The organism is Luedemannella flava (genome assembly GCF_039528515.1).
Taxonomy (GTDB): Bacteria; Actinomycetota; Actinomycetes; order Mycobacteriales; family Micromonosporaceae; genus Luedemannella; species Luedemannella flava.
In genome coordinates, this window is the sequence record NZ_BAAALT010000141.1 from 21965 (window position 1) to 40187 (window position 18223).

Genomic DNA, 18223 nt, shown 5'->3' on the forward strand with positions numbered 1-18223 from the left:
CCGGCGCGGGCCATGTCGCCCCAGGCCGATAAGGTGCGTCGCATGCCTTCTGGCGCGACGGTGTTGGCGGATCGGTACGTCCTGCGTGAGCGGCTCGGCGCGGGCGGTATGGGTGAGGTGTGGGCCGCCACGGACGAGCTGCTCGGCCGCGCGGTGGCGGTGAAGCTGATCCTGCCGACCCTGCTCGCCGAGCCGGACTTCCTGCGCCGGTTCCTCGCCGAGGCGCGGGCCATGGCCAGCGTCCAGCACTCCGGGGTCGTGGCGATCCACGACTTCTACGGCGACGCGACCAGCGCGTACCTGGTGATGGAGTATGTCCAGGGCGAGCCGTTGTCGCGGGTCCTCGCGCGGGTCGGCCGGCTCGCGCCCGAGGCCACGATGGACCTGGTCGGGCAGGCGGCGCGGGCGCTGCAGGCGGTGCACGACCGGGGCATCGTGCACCGTGACGTGAAGCCCGGCAACCTGCTGGTGCGCCCCGACGGGTCGCTGGTGCTGGCCGACTTCGGCATCGCGCTGGGCACGGCCGGCACGGCGCTGACCGCCTCGGGCGCGATCCTCGGCACCCCGGCCTACCTGGCGCCCGAGCAGGTCCTGGGTCAGGCCGCCTCGCCGCGCAGCGACGTGTACGCCCTGGGCCTCGTGGCGTACGAGTGCCTGACCGGGACGCGTCCGTTCGCCGGCGACAACCCGTTCGCGGTCGCCATGCAGCGGGTGAACCAGCCGCCCCCGCGGCTCGGCCCGGAGTTCCCGCCGGACGTCGTGGCGGTGGTCGAGCGGGCCCTGGCGCCCGACCCGTCGCTGCGCTGGGCGTCGGCCGCCGAGCTCGCGGCCGCCACGGGCCGACGCGGCGTTGCCGGTGCCGATCCCACCTCAGGCCGCGCGGTGATCGCCCCGACCTCGGGTCGCATCGTGGTGCCGGGCGTCGGCCAGCCGGGACCGGCGGCACCACCCCGCCGGCGCGGACTGGTGATCGGTATCGCGGCGGCGGTCGTCACGGTGCTGCTGGCCGGAGCCGGCTCCGTCGTGTGGCAGAAGCTGCCCGGCGGCACCGACCCTGGCGGCGGCACCAACACCAACACCAACAATGGCACCGGCGCCAGGAAGGCGGAGATCCCGGACGGTTTCGTGGCGTGCGGCGGCGTGCTGTGCCCCAATGAGCCGATGTGCTGGCACGGCAGCGTGCAGCACGGCGACAAGCTCACCCCGCCCCGCCCTCTGCCGTGCACCCAGTCGCACTACTGGGAGACGTTCGCGGCCGTCAAACTGCCCGCCGACGCGCGCACCGACCGCGACCTCAGCCACCTCATGGAGCGCGCCGACATCCAGGCGGTGTGCTCGGCGAAAGCGATGGCGGAGCACAGCCGCGACCCCGCCGTCACCAAGGACTGGAACCGCGACGCCGTGCCGATCCCCGCCGACGAGTACACGATCCTGGTGCACTGCCTGGGCGGTCTGGGCATGACCCCCGGCGCGGTGTTCGAGGTCAGCCCCAGATGACGAGGGGCCACTTGACGGTGGTGAGCGCGGCGTCGTTGGGCGACGTGTCGATGTAGTTGTACGCGCCGCCGGTGTGCGGGTTCGTGCTGGTGGAGCCGAACGCGGACGCGCACTTCGGCAGGCCCGGAACAGGCCCGTAGTTGTCGCCGCCGGAGATATAGATCGCGTTGATCCAGCCCCAGCGGCCGGTGTCCGACAACGTGTACGCCCAGTAGTTGTTCACCGCGTTGCCGGTCTGGAACGTGACCCCGAACGTCCGTTGGCACACGAACCAGCTGGTGCCCGCGTAGAGAACCCCGCTCAGGTTGTCGATGATCTGCAGCCTGGTCGAGTTCTGCCACATGTCCCACGAGTGCGTGGACGTCTTGTACATGTAGCAGTTGTAGGTCGCGTAGCCGGCGTGGTTGGACGTCCTGGTGCAGCCGGTGGCCGCGGCGGCGGGCGCGGCGGGCGCGAGCGCGGCCGCCAGGACCACGAGACAGACGGCCAGACGACGGGCGAGTCGCGCGGTGGGGGCGGTCGGCATGCCGACGACCCTACATCGACTCGAATCTTTGAACTGTCCCTGATGCGGCGGCCAGGTGGGGGAGGATCGGGCCATGAGCAGAGTCGTGGTCACGGGTGGGAGCGGGAAGCTCGGGCGGGCGGTCGTCGCGGAACTCGTCGGGCACTCCTACGACGTGGTGAATGTCGACGCCGTGGCGCCGCGCGAGCCGACCTGCCCGCACACCCGCGCGGACCTGACCGACTACGGGCAGGTCGTCGAGGTGCTCGGCGCGATCGACAGCCGCTACCGGGGCGTGGACGCGGTCGTGCACCTGGCGGCAATCCCCGGACCGGGCGTCGCGACGAACGCGGCGACGTTCCACAACAACATCGCCGCGACGTACAACGTGTTCGCCGCCGCGTGCGCGGCCGGGATCACGAACCTCGTCTGGGCGTCCAGCGAGACGCTGCTCGGCCTGCCGTTCGACACCCCGCCGCCGTACCTGCCGGTGGACGAGGACTACCCGGCCCGCCCCGAGACGTCGTACGCCCTGGCCAAGCACCTGGAGGAGCAGCTCGCGGCGCAGTTCTGCCGCTGGCAACCGCGGCTCAAGGCGATCGGCCTGCGCTTCTCGAACGTGATGGAGCCGCACGACTACGCGGGCTTCCCGGCGTTCGACGCCGACCCGGCCCTGCGCCGCTGGAACCTGTGGGGGTACATCGACGCCCGCGACGGGGCCCAGGCCGTCCGCAGGTCATTGGAGTACGCCGCGACGGGCCTGGAGATCTTCCTCATCGCCAACGCCGACACGGTGATGAGCCGGCCGACCGCCGAGCTGGCCAGAACCGTGTTCCCCGACGTCCCGGTCACCCGCGAGCTGGGCACGCACGAGACGCTGCTGTCCATCGACAAGGCGCGCCGCCTGCTCGGCTACGAGCCCCGCCACTCCTGGCGCTCCGCCTGAACCCGCGGGGCGCCGGTGGGCGCCTCGCGGGACCTGTATCAGGTGTACTGACACTGGACGATGAGGTCGTCCAGTTCGAGCGCGTCCACCTGGTTATCGATGTTCTCGCCGTCGATGCCGATGCGGATGTACACGTCCTTGCCCGCCGGCACCCACGACGCCGTGGTGATGGCCCGCCATTTCAGCAGATCGTTGGCCTTGGTGAGGGTGAACTTCTTGATGGAGGTGTACCGCCACGTCGCCGAGTCGATCACCTGGAGCTGCCCGTTCAGCTGTGTGCCGCCGGTGATCATCCGGCCGTAGATCTGGGCGGCGCACGTCATCGTGCGGCCCGCCCTGTACGGGGTGATGCTCACGGTCCGGCCGATGTCGGACCATCCGGAGTGGCCCTGGATCCACGAGGTCGTGGTCCCGCCGTGCGGGTTGGGCGCGTCGAGGTACGGGAGGCGGCAACCGTTGACGTACTCGGGGTCGTCGATGGTGTGCCAACACGCCCAGGTGGCGGTGGGGTTGTACTCGAACCCGTCGTTCAACTGCCAGATCCCGGCGTGGGCGGCGGGTGCGTGGAAGAGACTGACAATGATCGTGACAAGGGGGACGACGATCAGCCCGCGGATGACTCTGCGCATGCACTGACTCCTTTCGGTGATCAGTGTATTGACGCATCGCACCATCTGGATTTCTTCTGACGTTCTCACGTCTCTCGCCCGTCGGCCGCTCGCTATGATCCGGGCGTGGCCGCACCCGCTCAGCCCGACGACTTCTGGAACGCGCCCCCGTTCGGCGCGCTCTCCCGGGTCCGCCTCGATGAACTGCTCCAGGAGCTGCTCGCCCGCGTCGGCGAGGTGATGGCCGGCCGGGAGCGCCTGTCCGCGCTGCTGGAGGCCGTCGTGGGCATCGGCAGCGACCTCGACCTGCGCAGCACCCTGCAGCGCATCGCGATCGCCGCGTGCCGGCTCGTGGACGCCCGCTACGGGGCGCTGGGCGTGATCGGGCCCGACCGGAGGCTGGTCGAGTTCATCACCGACGGCGTGACGGCCGAGGAGCACCAGCGCATCGGCGATCTGCCGACCGGTCGCGGCGTACTCGGATTGTTGATCACCGACCCGAAGCCGGTGCGGCTCGCGGACATCAGCCAACACCCCATGTCGTACGGTTTCCCGCCGAATCATCCCGTGATGCGTAGCTTCCTGGGCGTGCCCGTGCGCATCCGCGACCAGGTGTTCGGCAACCTGTACCTGACCGAGAAGCGCGACGCCGACGAGTTCACCGAGGACGACGAGCAGATCGTCATCGCGCTCGCGGCGGCGGCCGGCGTGGCGATCGAGAACGCCCGCCTGTACGCCTCGACCCGGCGGCGCCAGCGCTGGCTGGAGGCCACTGCAGAGATCACCAACCTGCTCCTGGGCGACGTGCGCCGCACGGACGCGCTGCGCCTCGTGGCCCGCCGCGCGCGGGAGGTCTCCGGCGCCGAGCGGGTGCTCATCCTGCTCGCGAACGACGACGGCGACGAGCTGACCGTCGAGGTCGCGGATCCGGCCGACGCCGACCTGGCCGGCGCGGAGCTGACCGTGGCCGGGACGGTCTTCGAGGAGGTCCTGGGCGGGCGCCGGCACGTGGTCGTGCCGAACCTCGCCGAGGCCGCCGAGTGGCCCGAGCCGGTGCAGAGCGGCGAGGCGCTGCTCGCGCCGTTGGCCGTCGGCGGCAGCGTGCTCGGCGTCCTCGCCGTCGCGCACGCCCCCGGCGGCGCGGCCCTGGACGCCGAGGTCGACCCGACGCTGCTCGTCACGTTCGCCGACCAGGCCGCGCTGGCCCTGGAACGGGCCCGGGCGCACGAGGAGCGCGAGATGCTGGTGGTCCTGGAGGACCGCGAACGCATCGCCCGCGACCTGCACGACGTCGTGATCCAGCGGCTGTTCGCCACGGGCCTGCAGCTGCAGTCGGCGGCCCGGCTGGCCCGGCCCGAGGTCGGCACCCGGATCAGCGCCGCCGTGGACGACCTGGACACCACCATCCGCGACATCCGGTCCGCGATCTTCGAGCTGCGCTCGCCCGCCCCGGCCGACCTGCGGGCCGAGGTCCGCGCCCAGGTCGACTCGGCGGCGGCCGGCCTCGGCTTCCGTCCCGAGCTGGTGCTCGACGGCCCGATCGACAGCGCCGTGCCCGACGAGGTGCGCCCCGATCTGCTCGCGGCGCTGCGCGAAGGGCTGTCCAACGCGGTGAAACACGCCCGCGCCAGCCACGTGAAAATCCATCTCGATGTACGCCCGGGACGCGCCGTTCTCACCGTCACCGACGACGGCGTGGGCATCGCCGAGGTGGACGAGCGCAGCGGCCTGCACAACCTGCGCCAACGCGCCGAGCGGCGCGGCGGCGAGTTCACGGTGACGTCGGCGCCCGGCGACGGGACGAGCCTGTGCTGGTCGGTGCCCCTCTAGATTTCGGGACCTGTGACTCTGTGCCGCCCGCCCGGTCGTTGCGACGGTAGGGGACGCACGAGAGGAGCACGTGATGTCCGAAGCGTTCACCGGCGTCGTCGTCGGCGTCGACGGCGGGCCGTCCGGCGAAGCCGCCATCGCGCTGGCCGCCGACACCGCCGCCCGGCTGGGCCTGCCCCTGTGCCTGCTGCACGCCCTCCAGCCCACGCGGGCGACCGGCCTCATCCCGTACGCGATGAACGTCGACGACTGGCGGGCTTCGCTGACGGACATGATGACCGACATCGCCACCGAGGTGCGCAGCGACCATCCCGGGCTCACGGTCACCACCAAGGTCGAGCTCGGCCACCCGGCCAGCGCCCTCGCCGACGCCAGCCGCACCGCCCACGTCGTGATCGTCGGCTGCCGCGGCCGGGGCGGTTTCGCCGGGCTGCTGCTCGGCTCGGTCGGCGCCCAACTGTGCGCCCACGCGTACGGGCCCGTGATCGTCGTCCGCCCCGCGGACCCCGACAAGCGTCCCCACCCCGGGCTGCCCGTGGTCGTGGGCGTCGACGGGTCGGCGGTCAGCGAGGGCGCCGTCGGGTTCGCGTTCGCCGAGGCGGCCTCCCGGCGGGTGCCGCTCGTCGTGCAGCACGTGTGGTGGGCGCCCGCGTTCGACGGGATCACGCCCGGCGACCCGTGGCAGGTCGACCCGGCCGAGCTGGAGGCGGAGGCCGGCCGGATCGTCGCGGAGGCCGTCGCCGGCTGGTCGGCGCGGTATCCGGACGTGGCCGTCGAGACCCGGCTCACCCACGGGGCCGACGCGGAGGCGGAACTGATCGAGACCAGCGCGCACGCGTCCCTCGTCGTGGTCGGCTCGCGCGGCCGGGGCGGGTTCACCGGGCTGCTCCTGGGCTCCGTCAGCCAGGCGCTGACGCACCACGCGGAGTGCCCCGTCGCGATCGTGCGTACGGTCCCGCCCGGGCAGGTCTAACGGCCCTGACCAGCCGGCCGCCGGCGGGGGATCGTGAGGGGATGACCATTTCTGTCGCGGAACGGTCGGACCTGATCACGGCCATCAGCGCGGCCGTGCGGGCGCCGTCGATTCACAACACCCAGCCGTGGCTCTTCCGGCTGCGGGACAGTGGGGTCGACCTGTACGCCGACCCCGCGCGGCAGCTCCCGGTGAGCGACCCGGACGGGCGCGCGCTGCGGCTGTCCTGCGGCGCGGCCCTGCTCAACCTGCGGCTGGGCCTCGCCCACCTCGGCCACGCTCTGTCGTGTGAGCTGCTGCCGGACCGGGACGATCCGGCGCTGCTGGCGCGCGTGCACCTCACCGGGCGCACCCGCCCGACCTGGCGCGAGGAGACCCTCTACGCCGCGATCGCCCGCCGGCACAGCAACCGTCAGCCGTTCCTCGCCACGTACGTGGCACCCGACCTGCGTACCCGGCTCGTGCAGGCGGCCCGCGAGGAGGGCGCCTGGCTGGACCTGATGATCGGCCCGCCCGCGCTGGACATGGTCGCGGAGCTGGTCCGGGTCGCCGACGGCATCCTCAACCACGACGACGGGTACCGCGCCGAGCTGGCCACCTGGACCCGCCGGGTCGACACCGACGCCGACGGCGTGCCGAGCAGCGCCGGCGGCCCCGCACCCGACCCGGGCGACCTGCTGGTGACCCGCGACTTCGGCGGCCCGCCCCGGCCCGCCGCCCGCCCGTTCGAGACGGACCCGTTGGTCGCGGTGCTCGGCGGACACGGCGAACTGCCGACGGACGACCTGATCGCCGGGCAGGCCCTGCAGCGGGTCCTGCTCACCGCCACCAGCAACGGGCTGAGCACCTCCCTGTTCTCCCAGCCCATCGACGTGCCGTCGATCCGTGAGCAGCTCCGCCTGGGCCTGCGCCGCAGCGGCTCGCCCCGCATCCTGCTCCGCACCGGGTACGGGGTGCCCGGCACCCCCACCCCGCGCCGCCCGGTCGCCGAGGTCCTCACGGACCTGACCCACCCCCACCTGACCGCCGACGCCGCCTGACGGAAGCACGCGCGCTCCGGCCGCCCACCCACCACTGGTGACCTGCTCCCGACCGTTACCTCGGCACATGGTGACATCCGGAGTCCGGTGCCAGCCGCCGCCCGCCACATGCGCACACTCTTGGCGGCTCCCGGGGTCGACGCCTCGCCAGAAGGGCACATCTGTGGGCGGGCGGGATCGTGGGGCCGCTAAAGCGCACATGTGGCGAGGCCGCCACCGCCCTGCGCCGCCACATGCGCACAGTTGGCGACGTCAGCGCCGGCACCACCCGCCACATGCTCACTTCTGGCGGATCGGGGGCGTTCTGTCCTCGCCAGATGCTCACATCTGGCGGCTTGCGGCTCTCCCGGACTCGCCAAGTGTGCGCATCTGCCGAGCGCTCACCGCCCGACTCCCGCCAGATGTGAACATGTGGCGGAGTGCTGGGCTGCCAGCCTCGCCACATGTTCACTGTTGGCGACCCCGGCGACCCCGGCGACCCCGGCGACCCCGGCGACCCTGGCGACCCCGGCGACCCCGGCGACCCGCGACCCCGCCAGGCGAGCGCATGTGGCGGCGCGGAACGCGAACAGTCTCGGCACGAGGCGTTCGTGGCGTGCACGGACCCAGCCGCGCGCGGCAGGAAGGGGCGCGGCTCGCGCCGCGCCCCTTCCCCCGGACGGTGGCTACTTCAGCCAGGGTGCCCGCTGCACCAGGGGAAGTCGGGCCCACAGCTTGCCGAGGCCGACCGTCTCGCCTGCGTTGACCAGCGCCAGGGCCGCGAGGACGCCGGCGTAGATCAGGTGGTCGTCCATGAAGACGTTGTTCTCGGGCGGCAGGACTGCGGTCCACATGAGAACCATCAGGAGGCCGCCGGCGACCGCCGCGACGCGTAGGCCGATGCCCGCGATGAGCGCGACGCCGATGCCGAGCAGGCCGGCCATGAACAGCCAGTCGGCCCAGGCCGCGCCGGCGATGCCGTGGTACAGGTCGGCGAACGGGCCGGTCGTGCCCTTGCTGAGGAAGCCCGTGGTCGGGCTGCCGCCGTTGATCCAGGCCTTCGCCGCCGCGGTCTCGTGGCCGAGGCCGAAGAGCTTGTCGAGGAAGGCCCAGAGGAAGATCCAGCCGAGGCCGATGCGGAGGCCCGCGAAGACGAACCGGGTGGCCTTCCGTTCGACGGCGACCGGCTTCACCGTGGCCGCCTCGGTCGTCCGGTGGACGACCGCGATGTGGGGGGTCTGCAGCGCGGTCACTGCTGTCACATCCTTTCGTTGTCCGTGACACCTTCAGTTGACTCCCGCAACGTCAGACCGCGTAGTGCCGTGCGACCCCGGCGCGGCTGCCCATCCGCGGCCCCGACCCGGGACCTTCGGCCCTGACGAAGCGCGGCGCGGAGGCGCTGACTGGAGGGTGACCGCGACATCGCATCGTTAGGGCCGGCGCGGCGCGGTCGGCGGGCGCGGGGCGTGTTCAGGGCGGCGTTCCGCGCCCGCCCGCCAGGACCGAAAGGAGCAGGTCAGATGAGCAGCACATACCGGATTGTCGCCGGCGTCGACGGCTCCGAGGGCGGCCGCCGGGCGTTGCGCTGGGCGGTCGAGCAGGCGGCCCGGCTGGGCGGCACGGTCCAGGCGGTCAGCGCGTGGACCTGGGGTCCCACCGAGGCGGCGCTGCTGTCCGGGCCGAGCCGCGACGCGATGCGCGCGGAGGCCGAGGCGGCGCTTGCGGACGCCGTGCGCGCACTAAAAACACACGAAGCCGTGCCGCTCGCGCTCGAGGCGGTCGAGGGCCGGCCGGCGCGGGTCCTCACCAAAGCGGCGGCCGATGCGGATCTACTGGTGGTCGGCAGTCACGGCCACAACCGCCTGTTCCGGGCCGTACTCGGATCGGTTTCTGAAGAGTGCGTACGCGCGGCCACGTGTCCGGTGGTGGTGGTCCCGATCCCGCGCGAGGAGCCGGCGCACCCGCGCGAGCTGGTGGGGACGACCAGCAGGTAGGGGCGGGACTTCCGCCCCTACAGCGCCGTTCCTCCCGAGACGACCCTGACTACAGGAGCGTGAGGGAGGAAACATGGACACAGCGAACGCCTGGCGCGGTTTCACCGGGACCGGTTGGCGCGACGCGATCGACGTGGCCGGCTTCATCCGGGCCAATCACCGTCCGTACGCGGGGGACGCCGGGTTCCTGGCCGGGCCCACGGAGCGCACGACCGAGCTGTGGCGCCGACTGCGCGAGATGTTCCCGGAGGAGCGGGCGCGCGGCGTATACGACGTCGACAAGTACACCCCGTCGACGATCACCTCCCATGGGCCCGGCTACATCGACAAGGCCAACGAGGTGATCGTCGGGCTGCAGACGGACGCGCCGCTGAAGCGGGCCATCATGCCCGCGGGCGGCCTGCGGATGGTGGAGGCCAGCCTCAAGGCCTACGGGTACGACCTGGACCCGATCCTGCGCGGGTTCTTCACCCAGCACCGCAAGACGCACAACGCGGGGGTGTTCGACGCGTACACGCCGGAGATCCTGGCGGCCCGTAGGTCGCACATCATCACGGGCCTGCCCGACGCGTACGGGCGCGGCCGCATCATCGGCGATTACCGCCGCGTCGCCCTGTACGGCGTGGACCGCCTGATCGCCGAGAAGCGCGAGGTCCGGGCCCGCCTCGACGACGTACCGTCCGTCGAGGACGTGATCCGCGACCGTGAGGAGCTCGCCGAGCAGCTGCGCGCGCTGGCCGACCTGAAGACGATGGCCGCGTCGTACGGCTTCGACATCTCAGGGCCCGCGACGACGGCCCGCGAGGCGATCCAGTGGCTCTACTTCGCCTACCTCGGCGCGGCCAAGGAGCAGAACGGCGCGGCCATGTCGCTGGGCCGGGTCTCCACGTTCCTCGACGTCTACCTGGAGCGCGACCTGGACAACGGCGTGCTGACCGAGGCGCAGGCGCAGGAGCTGGTCGACGACTTCGTCATCAAGCTGCGGATCATCCGCTTCCTGCGCACCCCCGAGTACGACGAGCTGTTCTCCGGCGACCCGACCTGGGTGACCGAATGCCTGGGCGGCATGGGCGCCGACGGCCGCACGCTGGTGAGCCGCACGAGCTTCCGGTTCCTGCAGACCCTGTACAACCTGGGCGCCGCGCCGGAGCCGAACCTGACCGTGCTGTGGTCGCCGCAGCTGCCCCAGGGGTTCAAGGACTTCTGCGCCCAGGTGTCGTTGGACACCAGCGCTATCCAGTACGAGTCCGACGACCTGATCCGGCCGCGGTTCAGCGACGACACCGCGATCGCGTGCTGCGTGTCGGCCATGCGGGTCGGCCGCGACATGCAGTTCTTCGGCGCGCGGGCCAACGTCGCGAAGGCTCTCCTGTACGCCATCAACGGCGGCCGCGACGAGCTCACCGGCGAGCAGGTGGCCCCGCGCACGCCGCCGGTCGGGGGCGAGTACCTCGACTACGACGAGGTGGTCACGGCCTTCGAGCACACCCTGGACTGGCTGGCCCGCACGTACGTGGACGCCCTGAACGTCATCCACTACATGCACGACAAGTACGCCTACGAGCGTCTGGAGATGGCGCTGCACGACTACCCGGTGCACCGGTTCCTGGCGACCGGCCTGGCCGGCCTGTCGGTGGCCGTGGACAGCCTGTCGGCCATCCGGTACGCCCGGGTCAAGGTGCTGCGCGACGAGACGGGCCTGGTCACCGACTACGCGGTCGACGGGGAGTTCCCGACGTTCGGCAACAACGACGACCGGGTCGACCGGATCGCGGTGTGGCTGGTGGAGGCGCTGATGAACCGCATCCAGCGCCAGCGCGCCTACCGTGGCGCGGAGCCGACCCTGTCCGTACTCACCATCACCTCCAACGTGGTCTACGGCCGCCACACGGGCAATACGCCCGACGGACGTCGCGCCGGCGAGCCGTTCGCACCGGGTGCGAACCCGATGAACGGCCGTGACCACCACGGCCTGGTGGCGGCCGCGCTGTCGGTGGCGAAGCTGCCCTACGACAGCGCCCGCGACGGGATCTCGCTGACCGCCACCGTGACCCCGGACGGGCTGGGGCACACCCGCGACGAGCGGGTCGCCAACCTGGTCGGGGTGCTCGACGGGTACGCCCGCTCGGGCGGGTTCCACCTCAACGTGAACGTCCTCGACAAGGCCACGCTCGAGGACGCGATGGCCCATCCGGAGGACTACCCGCAGCTGACCATCCGGGTCTCCGGGTACGCGGTGACGTTCGTCCGGCTCACTGCCGAGCAGCAGCGCGACGTCATCAACCGGACCTTCCATGGCGCCCTCTGACCTGGAGGTCACCGGCTCCGTCCACTCCTGGGACATCTCCATCGGGGTGGACGGGCCGGGGGTCCGGTTCGCGGCGTTCCTCGCGGGCTGCCCGTTGAAGTGCAGGTACTGCCACAGCCCGGACACCCAGACGATGCGGTCGGGCACCCGTCGCTCCGTCGGCGACCTGATGGCGGAGATCGAGCAGTACGAGGACTTCATCGGGACGAACGGCGGGGTGACCGTCACCGGCGGGGAGCCGCTGCTCCAGCCACGGTTCGCCGGGGCGCTGCTGCGTATGTGTAAGCAGAACGGTCTGCATACCGCTCTCGACACGTCCGGCTATCTCGGCGCCCGCGCCGACGACGCCCTGCTCGACGCGACCGACCTGGTTCTGCTGGACGTGAAGTCGTGGGGCGAGGCGCGCTACCGCGAGCTGACCGGCCGGCCGCTCGCGCCCACGCTGCGCTTCGCGCGCCGGCTCGCGGACCGGGGGATGCCGATGTGGATCCGGTTCGTGCTGGTCCCAGGGCTGACCGACGGGCCGGAGGTGGTCGAGGGGGTGGCGGGCTTCGTCGCCGGCCTGCCGACCGTCGAGCGCGTCGAGGTGCTGCCGTTCCACCGCCTGGGCGCCACCAAGTACGCCGAGCTGGGCATCGAGTTCCCGCTGCGGCACACCGAGCCGCCGGACGAGGAGCTCATCGCGGGGACCCGCGACCGTTTCGCCGCCCACGGCCTCCTCGTCGCATAGCTTTCAATCACGATACTATCAAGGCTGATACTATCGCTGTTGAAAGTCTTGGGGGCGCTTGTGGACGGGTTCGTCGGCAGGCAGCGGGAGCTGGCCACGCTCGCCGCGATGCTCGGGCGGGTGGAGAACGGTGGCCGCGCCGGTCGCCCCGGCCGGGCCGTGCTCATGCGGGGCCGTCGCCGCGTCGGCAAGTCGCGCCTGGTGGAGGAGTTCATCGACCGGGCCGGCGTGCCGTCGCTCTACTTCACCGCCTCCGCGCAGCCGACCGCGCAGGCCGAGCTGCGCCTGTTCACCGAGGCGGCGCAGGCATCGGACCTGCCGGGGGCGGCGACCTTCGCGGGCCAGGCACCACAGACCTGGGACGCCGCCCTGAGCCTGCTGGCCACCGCCCTGCCGGCCGACCGACCGAGCGTGGTGGTCCTGGACGAGATGCCCTATCTGATCGCCACCGACGCGGGGTTCGAGGGGACGCTGCAGAAGATCTTCGACCGCGAGTTCTCGCGGCGACCGGTCCTGCTCATCTGCGTCGGCTCGGACCTGGCCATGATGGAGGCCCTCAACGGGTACGGACGCCCGTTCCACCAGCGGGCCACCGAGATGGTGGTCCCGCCGCTCAACCCGGCTGACGTCGCGGAGATGCTGGACCTGCCGGCCGCCGACGCGTTCGACGCGTTCCTCGTGTCGGGCGGCCTGCCGCTGGTCCTCGACGAGTGGCCCACCGGCCGGCCGGCCCTGGACTACCTCGCCGAGGCGGTGCCCGACCCGACGTCCGCGCTGCTGGTCAGCGGCGAGCGGGCCCTCGCGGCCGAGTTCCCGCCGGACTCGCACGCCCGCGCCGTGCTCGGCGCGATCGGCACCGGCGAACGCACCTTCTCGTCGATCGGGCGCGGGGCCGGCGGGCTCGGCGCGGCGTCGCTGAACCGGGCGCTGCAGACCCTGACCGCCAAGCGTGTGGTGGAGGCCGTGACACCGCTGTCCACCCAGCCGTCGCGGGAGACCCGCTACCTCGTCGCCGATCCGCACCTGCGGTTCTGGCTCGCCATGCTCGGGCCGCACCTGGCGGAGATCGACCGGGGGCGCGGCGACCTGGTGCTCGACCGGATCCGTACGCAGTGGTCGTCCTGGCGGGGTCGGGCCATCGAGCCGGTCGTCCGGGAGGCGCTGCGCCGGCTGCCGGTCGGGCGGCTGCCCGCCGACACGGCCGTGGTCGGCGGCTACTGGACCCGGACCAACGACCCGGAGATCGATCTGGTCGGCGCCGACCGGGCGCCCGTCGCGCGGCGCGTCACTCTCGTGGGGTCGGTCAAATGGCTCGAACAGCGTCCGTTCGACGCTCACGACCTGGGCCGGCTGCTCACGCACCGGACCCGGCTGCCCGGCGCGGACGGCGCCACGCCGCTGCTCGTCGTGGCCCGCGCCGGCCTGGCCGGCGGGCTCGAGGTGCCGGCCGTCGCGCCCGACGAGCTGTTGTCAGCATTCCGTGACCCACGGCGTGACTAGCGCAACAGCGCGGTTTGCCGACGTGTTACGCGCTTTGAGCGGCGGATGGGGCCGAGCTAGCATCGCCGCGGCCTTCTACGCCCCCACCCGGAGGAGCACCCCCGCATGACCACAACAGCCGCCCCGGACGCGGCGTCCGACAAGCTAGACAGCGGCGTCCTCAAAATCGCTGGTGTGGTCGTGATCGGCGCGATCATGGCGATCCTCGACGTGACCGTCGTCAGCGTGGCGCTGCCCAAGTTCCAGAGCGAGTTCCACACCACGCCGGCCACCGCCGCGTGGACGATGACGGCGTACACGCTGGCGCTGGCCACTGTGATCCCGGTCACCGGTTGGGCCGCGGACCGCTTCGGCACCAAGCGCCTCTACATGACGTCGATCGCGCTGTTCGTCGCCGGCTCGGTGCTGTGCAGCATGGCCTGGGACATCGGGCCGCTGATCGCCTTCCGCGCCCTGCAGGGCCTCGGCGGCGGCATGCTCATGCCGCTCGGCATGACGATCATGACGAAGGCCGCCGGCCCCGACCGGATCGGCCGCGTCATGGCCGTCCTGGGCGTGCCCATGCTCCTCGGGCCCATCGGCGGCCCGATCCTCGGCGGCTGGCTCGTCGACACCGCGAGCTGGCAGTGGATCTTCCTGATCAACGTCCCGGTCGGCATCATCGCCTTCACCGCCGCGCTGAAGATCCTGCCGAAGGACACGGCGTCCGCGAGCGAGTCGTTCGACTTCCTCGGCATGCTCATGCTGTCGCCGGGCCTCGCGCTGTTCCTCTACGGCGTCTCGTCCATCCCGGGCGAGGGCACGGTCGGGTCCAGGAAGGTGCTGATCCCGGCCGTCATCGGCCTGGTGCTCGTGATCGGGTTCGTGCTGCACGCGCTGCGCAGGGAGCACGCGCTCATCGACCTGAGCCTGTTCTCCAACCGCAACCTGACCATCGCCGTCATCACGATGACGCTGTTCTCGGTGGCGTTCATGGGCAGCATGCTGCTGTTCCCGAGCTACTTCCTGCAGGTGCGCGGCGAGAACACGCTGCACACCGGCCTGTTGCTGGCGCCGCAGGGCCTGGGCGCCATGCTCACCATGCCGATCGGCGGCAAGCTCACCGACAAGATGGGGCCCGGCAAGCTGGTGCTCTTCGGCATCGTGATCATCGGTGCCGGCATGGCGGTCTTCACCCAGGTCGCGGCCGACTCGTCGTACTGGGTGCTGCTCGGCGCCCTGTTCGTCATGGGCATGGGCATGGGCCTCACGATGATGCCGATCATGTCGGCGGCCATGGCGAGCCTGACCCAGCACCAGGTCGCCCGCGGCTCGACGCTGATGAACATCGTCCAGCAGACGGCCGGCTCCATCGGCACCGCCACGATGTCGATGATCTTCACGCAGACCGTGCTCAACGACAAGGCGGCCGCGACGTACGGCGGGGTGCTGCAGGGCCTCGTGCCGGCGGACCAGCTGCCGCCGGGGGCGCTCGACGCGGGCCGGTCGGCGTTCGCCGACGCGTTCGGGTCCACCTACGTGGTCGCGTTGGTGCTCATCGCGGCGTGCCTCATCCCGGCGCTGTTCCTCCCGCGCCACAAGGCCGCCCCCACGGGCGACCCGACCAGCGACGAGGCCGCCCAGGCCCCGGTGCTGGTGCACTGATCGACTGAACCGCGACCGCGGCGGGAACGGCCTTTCCGGAGGCCGTCTCCCGCCGCCTTCGTTTACGCGCGAGTGACTGATCACGGTCAGTCACAGCACCGTCGCGCATCGATGCCCCATGATGTGAGCCATCCATCGCCACACATCGATATGGAGGCACCATGCGCTTCCGTCCCATGCTGGCCGCGCTCGTGTTGAGCCTGGTCAGCACCGTCACCTTCGTCCTGCCGGCGTCGCCGGCGGCGGCTGCCCCGGCGGACCAGTGGGGCTTCGCCTACTTCGACAACCCCACCCCGCCGGCCGGCTGGATCACGCTCGACCCCAACCGGCAGTGGAGCACGTCCAGGGTCGCCTTCCCGGCCGACCTCGTGACCGGCTACCGCATCGCGGCCGGCCGGTACTACGTCCGCTTCCCCCACCTGGCCGCGGCCGGGGCGGGCATCGTCCACGTCACGGCCGTCAACCGCACCGGTCAGTACTGCGAGACGATGTTCGCGCGGGACTCGGGCGCCGACCTCATCGTGGGAGTGGCCTGCTTCAAGCCCGGCGGGGCGCCCGACGACTCCCGGTTCACCGTGATGTTCACGCTCGGCTCGGGCGGCGGCGCCACCTGGGCGCCGGGCGCGTACGCCTTCGTCCGGTACGGCACGGCCGGCATCGTGGCGCAGGACAACTCGACCGGCGCCCTGAACGGTGCCGGGCCGATCGGCGTCGGGGCGTACTCGGTGAAGCTCCCCGGCGTCGCGGTGGCCGGGAGTCTCGCGGGGAACCTGCAGGCCACGGCCATCGGGCCGAACGCCCAGCCGAGGCGCTGCAAGATCGCTAAGTGGGGCGTGTCCGGAGTGGACGTCGTCGCGTACGTGTTCTGCTTCGACGCGGCCGGCGTACGGACGAACACCGAGTTCGCCGTCTCCTACCACCGCGAGCGCCCGATCGTCGCGACGTACCCGCCGAAGTACTTCGGCTACGTGTGGACGCCGGACCTGGCCGGCCCGAGCAACTACAACAACCTGTACGGCTTCGGCGCCAACTCCGGCGCGCCCGTGATCGGCCTGCCGGGCCACTACGCGTACAAGTTCCCCGGCATCGCGGTGAAGGAAACCCACGCCCAGGTCACCGCCTACGGCGACGACCCCAACTACTGCACCATCGCCGACTGGTCCGGCTCCCCGGACCTCCTCCTCCGCCTGGTCTGCTTCACCAACACGGGCGCGACCGCCCCAACGTCCTTCTTCGCCACGACGAACTCGCGCATCTGACCACATAGGCCGGTGTTTGGACCGTTAGGCATGGTATTCGCAGCGAAATTACCCGCCTGACGGTCCAAACGCCGAGCTGGCGCCGCCGGCGGAGCCGGCGGTGCCGCGCAACCCCGCGCGGACGCCGCGCGGGGTTGCGTGTGTGGACGCGGCATCGAGAACGCCAGGTCACGGGCTTGTTGCGGAATTGTTACCGCCCGCAACATTTTTCGAACCGCCGATGTCTTGTGTCGACGTTGGGAGTGGTAATACGTTGCCGGGCACAACAATTCGGCGGCACCTGGCAGAAAGGACCGGCGATGAGAAGAGGAATCGCCACTCTCGCGGCCCTCGCCCTCGTCACCACCGGCGGACTCACCGCCTGCGGCGAAAAGGGAGAAGGCGGCGGCACCACCCCCACGAAGAAGGCGAAGATCGGCGTCATCCTCCCCGACAGTGCCTCGTCGGCCCGGTGGGAGAGCGCGGACCGCAAGTACCTTGAGGCGGCCTTCAAGGCGGCCGGCGTCGACTACGAGATCAAGAACGCGCAGGGTGACAAGGCGCAGTTCCAGACGATCGGCGACCAGATGATCGCCAGCGGCGTCACCGTCCTGATGATCGTCAACCTGGACTCCGGCACCGGCAAGGCCGTGCTGGACAAGGCCAAGGCGCAGGGCATCGGCACCATCGACTACGACCGCCTGACCCTCAACGGCGGGGCTGACTACTACGTCAGCTTCGACAACGTGAAGGTCGGCACCCTGCAGGGTGAGGGCCTGGTCAAGTGCCTCACCGACGGCGGCGCGAAGAGCCCGGTCATCGCCGAGCTCAACGGCTCGCCGACCGACAACAACGCCACGCTGTTCAAGCAGGGCTACGACGGCGTCCTCAAGCCCAAGTACGACTCGAAGGAGTACGTCAAGGGTCCGGACGAGTTCGTGCCCGACTGGAACAACACCGAGGCCGGCAAGATCTTCGAGAACATGATGACGAAGACCGGCGGCAAGATCGACGGTGTCCTGGCCGCCAACGACGGCCTCGGCAACGCCGCGATCGCGGTGCTCAAGCGCAACAAGCTCAACGGCAAGGTGCCGGTGACCGGGCAGGACGCCACGGTCCAGGGCCTGCAGAACATCCTCGTGGGCGACCAGTGCATGACCGTCTACAAGGCGATCAAGGCGGAGGCCGACGGCGCCGCCGAGCTGGCTCTCGCGCTGGCCAACGGGCAGACCCCCAGCGGCCTGACCACCGTCATGGACACCGAGTCCAAGAAGGAGGTCAAGTCCAAGCTGCTGACCCCGGTGGCGATCTACAAGGACAACGTGAAGGATGTCGTCGCCGACGGCTACGTCACCAAGGACGAGCTCTGCGCTGGCGCCTTCGCTGACCTGTGCACGAAGGCCGGCATCTCCTAAATCGGCCAGGACCGCG

The 18223-nt window shown here is 71.3% G+C and carries 15 protein-coding genes; 12 read left to right on the forward strand and 3 right to left on the reverse strand.

Annotated elements, in window-relative coordinates; translation table 11 throughout:
- The first annotated feature begins 42 nt into the window (after positions 1 to 42).
- Positions 43 to 1497 carry a serine/threonine-protein kinase gene (locus ABD211_RS21195; RefSeq protein ID WP_344134622.1) on the forward strand — a complete coding sequence of 485 codons (1455 nt, stop codon included), beginning with the start codon at positions 43 to 45 and terminating at the stop codon, positions 1495 to 1497.
- Here ABD211_RS21195 and ABD211_RS21200 read toward each other — a convergent pair.
- Positions 1484 to 2023: a hypothetical protein gene (locus ABD211_RS21200; RefSeq protein ID WP_344134625.1), complete on the reverse strand. Its 540-nt coding sequence runs from the start codon at positions 2021 to 2023 to the stop codon at positions 1484 to 1486. The genes ABD211_RS21195 and ABD211_RS21200 overlap by 14 nt on opposite strands.
- Positions 2024 to 2096: 73 nt before the next feature.
- Here ABD211_RS21200 and ABD211_RS21205 point away from each other — a divergent pair, with 73 nt between their 5' ends.
- The gene (locus ABD211_RS21205) at positions 2097 to 2948 is read left to right on the forward strand and encodes an NAD-dependent epimerase/dehydratase family protein (RefSeq protein WP_344134628.1); all 852 of its coding nucleotides are present in this window, start codon (positions 2097 to 2099) and stop codon (positions 2946 to 2948) included.
- 38 nt (positions 2949 to 2986) lie between these two features.
- On the opposite strand, the gene ABD211_RS21210 is transcribed toward ABD211_RS21205, so the two are convergent.
- Positions 2987 to 3577 (reverse strand): hypothetical protein, encoded by a 591-nt coding sequence (locus ABD211_RS21210; RefSeq protein WP_344134631.1) that lies wholly within the window; start codon positions 3575 to 3577, stop codon positions 2987 to 2989.
- Between the two features lie 105 nt (positions 3578 to 3682).
- On the opposite strand from ABD211_RS21210, the gene ABD211_RS21215 reads away from it, so the two are divergent.
- The 3 genes from ABD211_RS21215 (at position 3683) to ABD211_RS21225 (ending at position 7399) form a co-directional block, all read left to right on the forward strand.
- Positions 3683 to 5386, forward strand: a complete 1704-nt coding sequence (locus ABD211_RS21215; protein WP_425560476.1) for a GAF domain-containing sensor histidine kinase — start codon at positions 3683 to 3685, stop codon at positions 5384 to 5386.
- Positions 5387 to 5459: 73 nt separating this feature from the next.
- Complete coding sequence (locus ABD211_RS21220) at positions 5460 to 6359, forward strand: universal stress protein (RefSeq protein ID WP_344134634.1); 900 nt, start codon at positions 5460 to 5462, stop codon at positions 6357 to 6359.
- Positions 6360 to 6400: 41 nt separating this feature from the next.
- Positions 6401 to 7399: an Acg family FMN-binding oxidoreductase gene (locus ABD211_RS21225; RefSeq protein ID WP_344134637.1), complete on the forward strand. Its 999-nt coding sequence runs from the start codon at positions 6401 to 6403 to the stop codon at positions 7397 to 7399.
- Between the two features lie 665 nt (positions 7400 to 8064).
- Here the strand turns inward: ABD211_RS21225 and ABD211_RS21230 are convergent.
- Entirely contained in the window at positions 8065 to 8571 is a 507-nt protein-coding gene (locus ABD211_RS21230; RefSeq protein ID WP_344134699.1) for a DoxX family membrane protein, read from the reverse strand.
- 327 nt (positions 8572 to 8898) lie between these two features.
- Between ABD211_RS21230 and ABD211_RS21235 the strand changes: the two genes are divergently transcribed.
- From ABD211_RS21235 to ABD211_RS21265, 7 genes are all read left to right on the forward strand, one after another.
- The gene (locus tag ABD211_RS21235) at positions 8899 to 9372 is read left to right on the forward strand and encodes a universal stress protein (RefSeq protein WP_344134639.1); all 474 of its coding nucleotides are present in this window, start codon (positions 8899 to 8901) and stop codon (positions 9370 to 9372) included.
- 73 nt (positions 9373 to 9445) lie between these two features.
- On the forward strand, positions 9446 to 11680 hold the full coding sequence (gene pflB / locus ABD211_RS21240) for a formate C-acetyltransferase (protein WP_344134641.1): 2235 nt from the start codon (positions 9446 to 9448) through the stop codon (positions 11678 to 11680).
- A complete protein-coding gene (gene pflA, locus ABD211_RS21245) occupies positions 11667 to 12410 on the forward strand; it encodes a pyruvate formate-lyase-activating protein (protein WP_344134643.1) in 744 nt (247 codons plus the stop codon). The genes pflB and pflA overlap by 14 nt, the downstream gene beginning before the upstream one ends.
- 39 nt (positions 12411 to 12449) lie before the next feature.
- A complete protein-coding gene (locus ABD211_RS21250) occupies positions 12450 to 13910 on the forward strand; it encodes an ATP-binding protein (protein ID WP_344134645.1) in 1461 nt (486 codons plus the stop codon).
- Positions 13911 to 14015: 105 nt separating this feature from the next.
- Positions 14016 to 15554, forward strand: coding sequence for a DHA2 family efflux MFS transporter permease subunit (locus ABD211_RS21255; RefSeq protein ID WP_344134647.1), 1539 nt, complete (start codon positions 14016 to 14018; stop codon positions 15552 to 15554).
- A 161-nt stretch (positions 15555 to 15715) separates the two neighbouring features.
- The gene (locus ABD211_RS21260) at positions 15716 to 16813 is read left to right on the forward strand and encodes a hypothetical protein (protein ID WP_344134649.1); all 1098 of its coding nucleotides are present in this window, start codon (positions 15716 to 15718) and stop codon (positions 16811 to 16813) included.
- Positions 16814 to 17112: 299 nt separating this feature from the next.
- On the forward strand, positions 17113 to 18207 hold the full coding sequence (locus ABD211_RS21265; protein WP_344134651.1) for a sugar ABC transporter substrate-binding protein: 1095 nt from the start codon (positions 17113 to 17115) through the stop codon (positions 18205 to 18207).
- Positions 18208 to 18223: the final 16 nt, after the last annotated feature.

Excerpts from the sequence above, each read along its gene's own strand:
- ABD211_RS21195 (WP_344134622.1), top strand. The coding sequence starts at position 43 with ATGCCTTCTGGCGCGACGGTGTTGGCGGATCGGTACGTCCTGCGTGAG.
- ABD211_RS21200 (WP_344134625.1), bottom strand. The coding sequence starts at position 2,023 with ATGCCGACCGCCCCCACCGCGCGACTCGCCCGTCGTCTGGCCGTCTGT.
- ABD211_RS21205 (WP_344134628.1), top strand. The coding sequence starts at position 2,097 with ATGAGCAGAGTCGTGGTCACGGGTGGGAGCGGGAAGCTCGGGCGGGCG.
- ABD211_RS21210 (WP_344134631.1), bottom strand. The coding sequence starts at position 3,577 with ATGCGCAGAGTCATCCGCGGGCTGATCGTCGTCCCCCTTGTCACGATC.
- ABD211_RS21220 (WP_344134634.1), top strand. The coding sequence starts at position 5,460 with ATGTCCGAAGCGTTCACCGGCGTCGTCGTCGGCGTCGACGGCGGGCCG.
- ABD211_RS21225 (WP_344134637.1), top strand. The coding sequence starts at position 6,401 with ATGACCATTTCTGTCGCGGAACGGTCGGACCTGATCACGGCCATCAGC.
- ABD211_RS21235 (WP_344134639.1), top strand. The coding sequence starts at position 8,899 with ATGAGCAGCACATACCGGATTGTCGCCGGCGTCGACGGCTCCGAGGGC.
- pflB (WP_344134641.1), top strand. The coding sequence starts at position 9,446 with ATGGACACAGCGAACGCCTGGCGCGGTTTCACCGGGACCGGTTGGCGC.
- pflA (WP_344134643.1), top strand. The coding sequence starts at position 11,667 with ATGGCGCCCTCTGACCTGGAGGTCACCGGCTCCGTCCACTCCTGGGAC.
- ABD211_RS21255 (WP_344134647.1), top strand. The coding sequence starts at position 14,016 with ATGACCACAACAGCCGCCCCGGACGCGGCGTCCGACAAGCTAGACAGC.
- ABD211_RS21260 (WP_344134649.1), top strand. The coding sequence starts at position 15,716 with ATGCGCTTCCGTCCCATGCTGGCCGCGCTCGTGTTGAGCCTGGTCAGC.
- ABD211_RS21265 (WP_344134651.1), top strand. The coding sequence starts at position 17,113 with ATGAGAAGAGGAATCGCCACTCTCGCGGCCCTCGCCCTCGTCACCACC.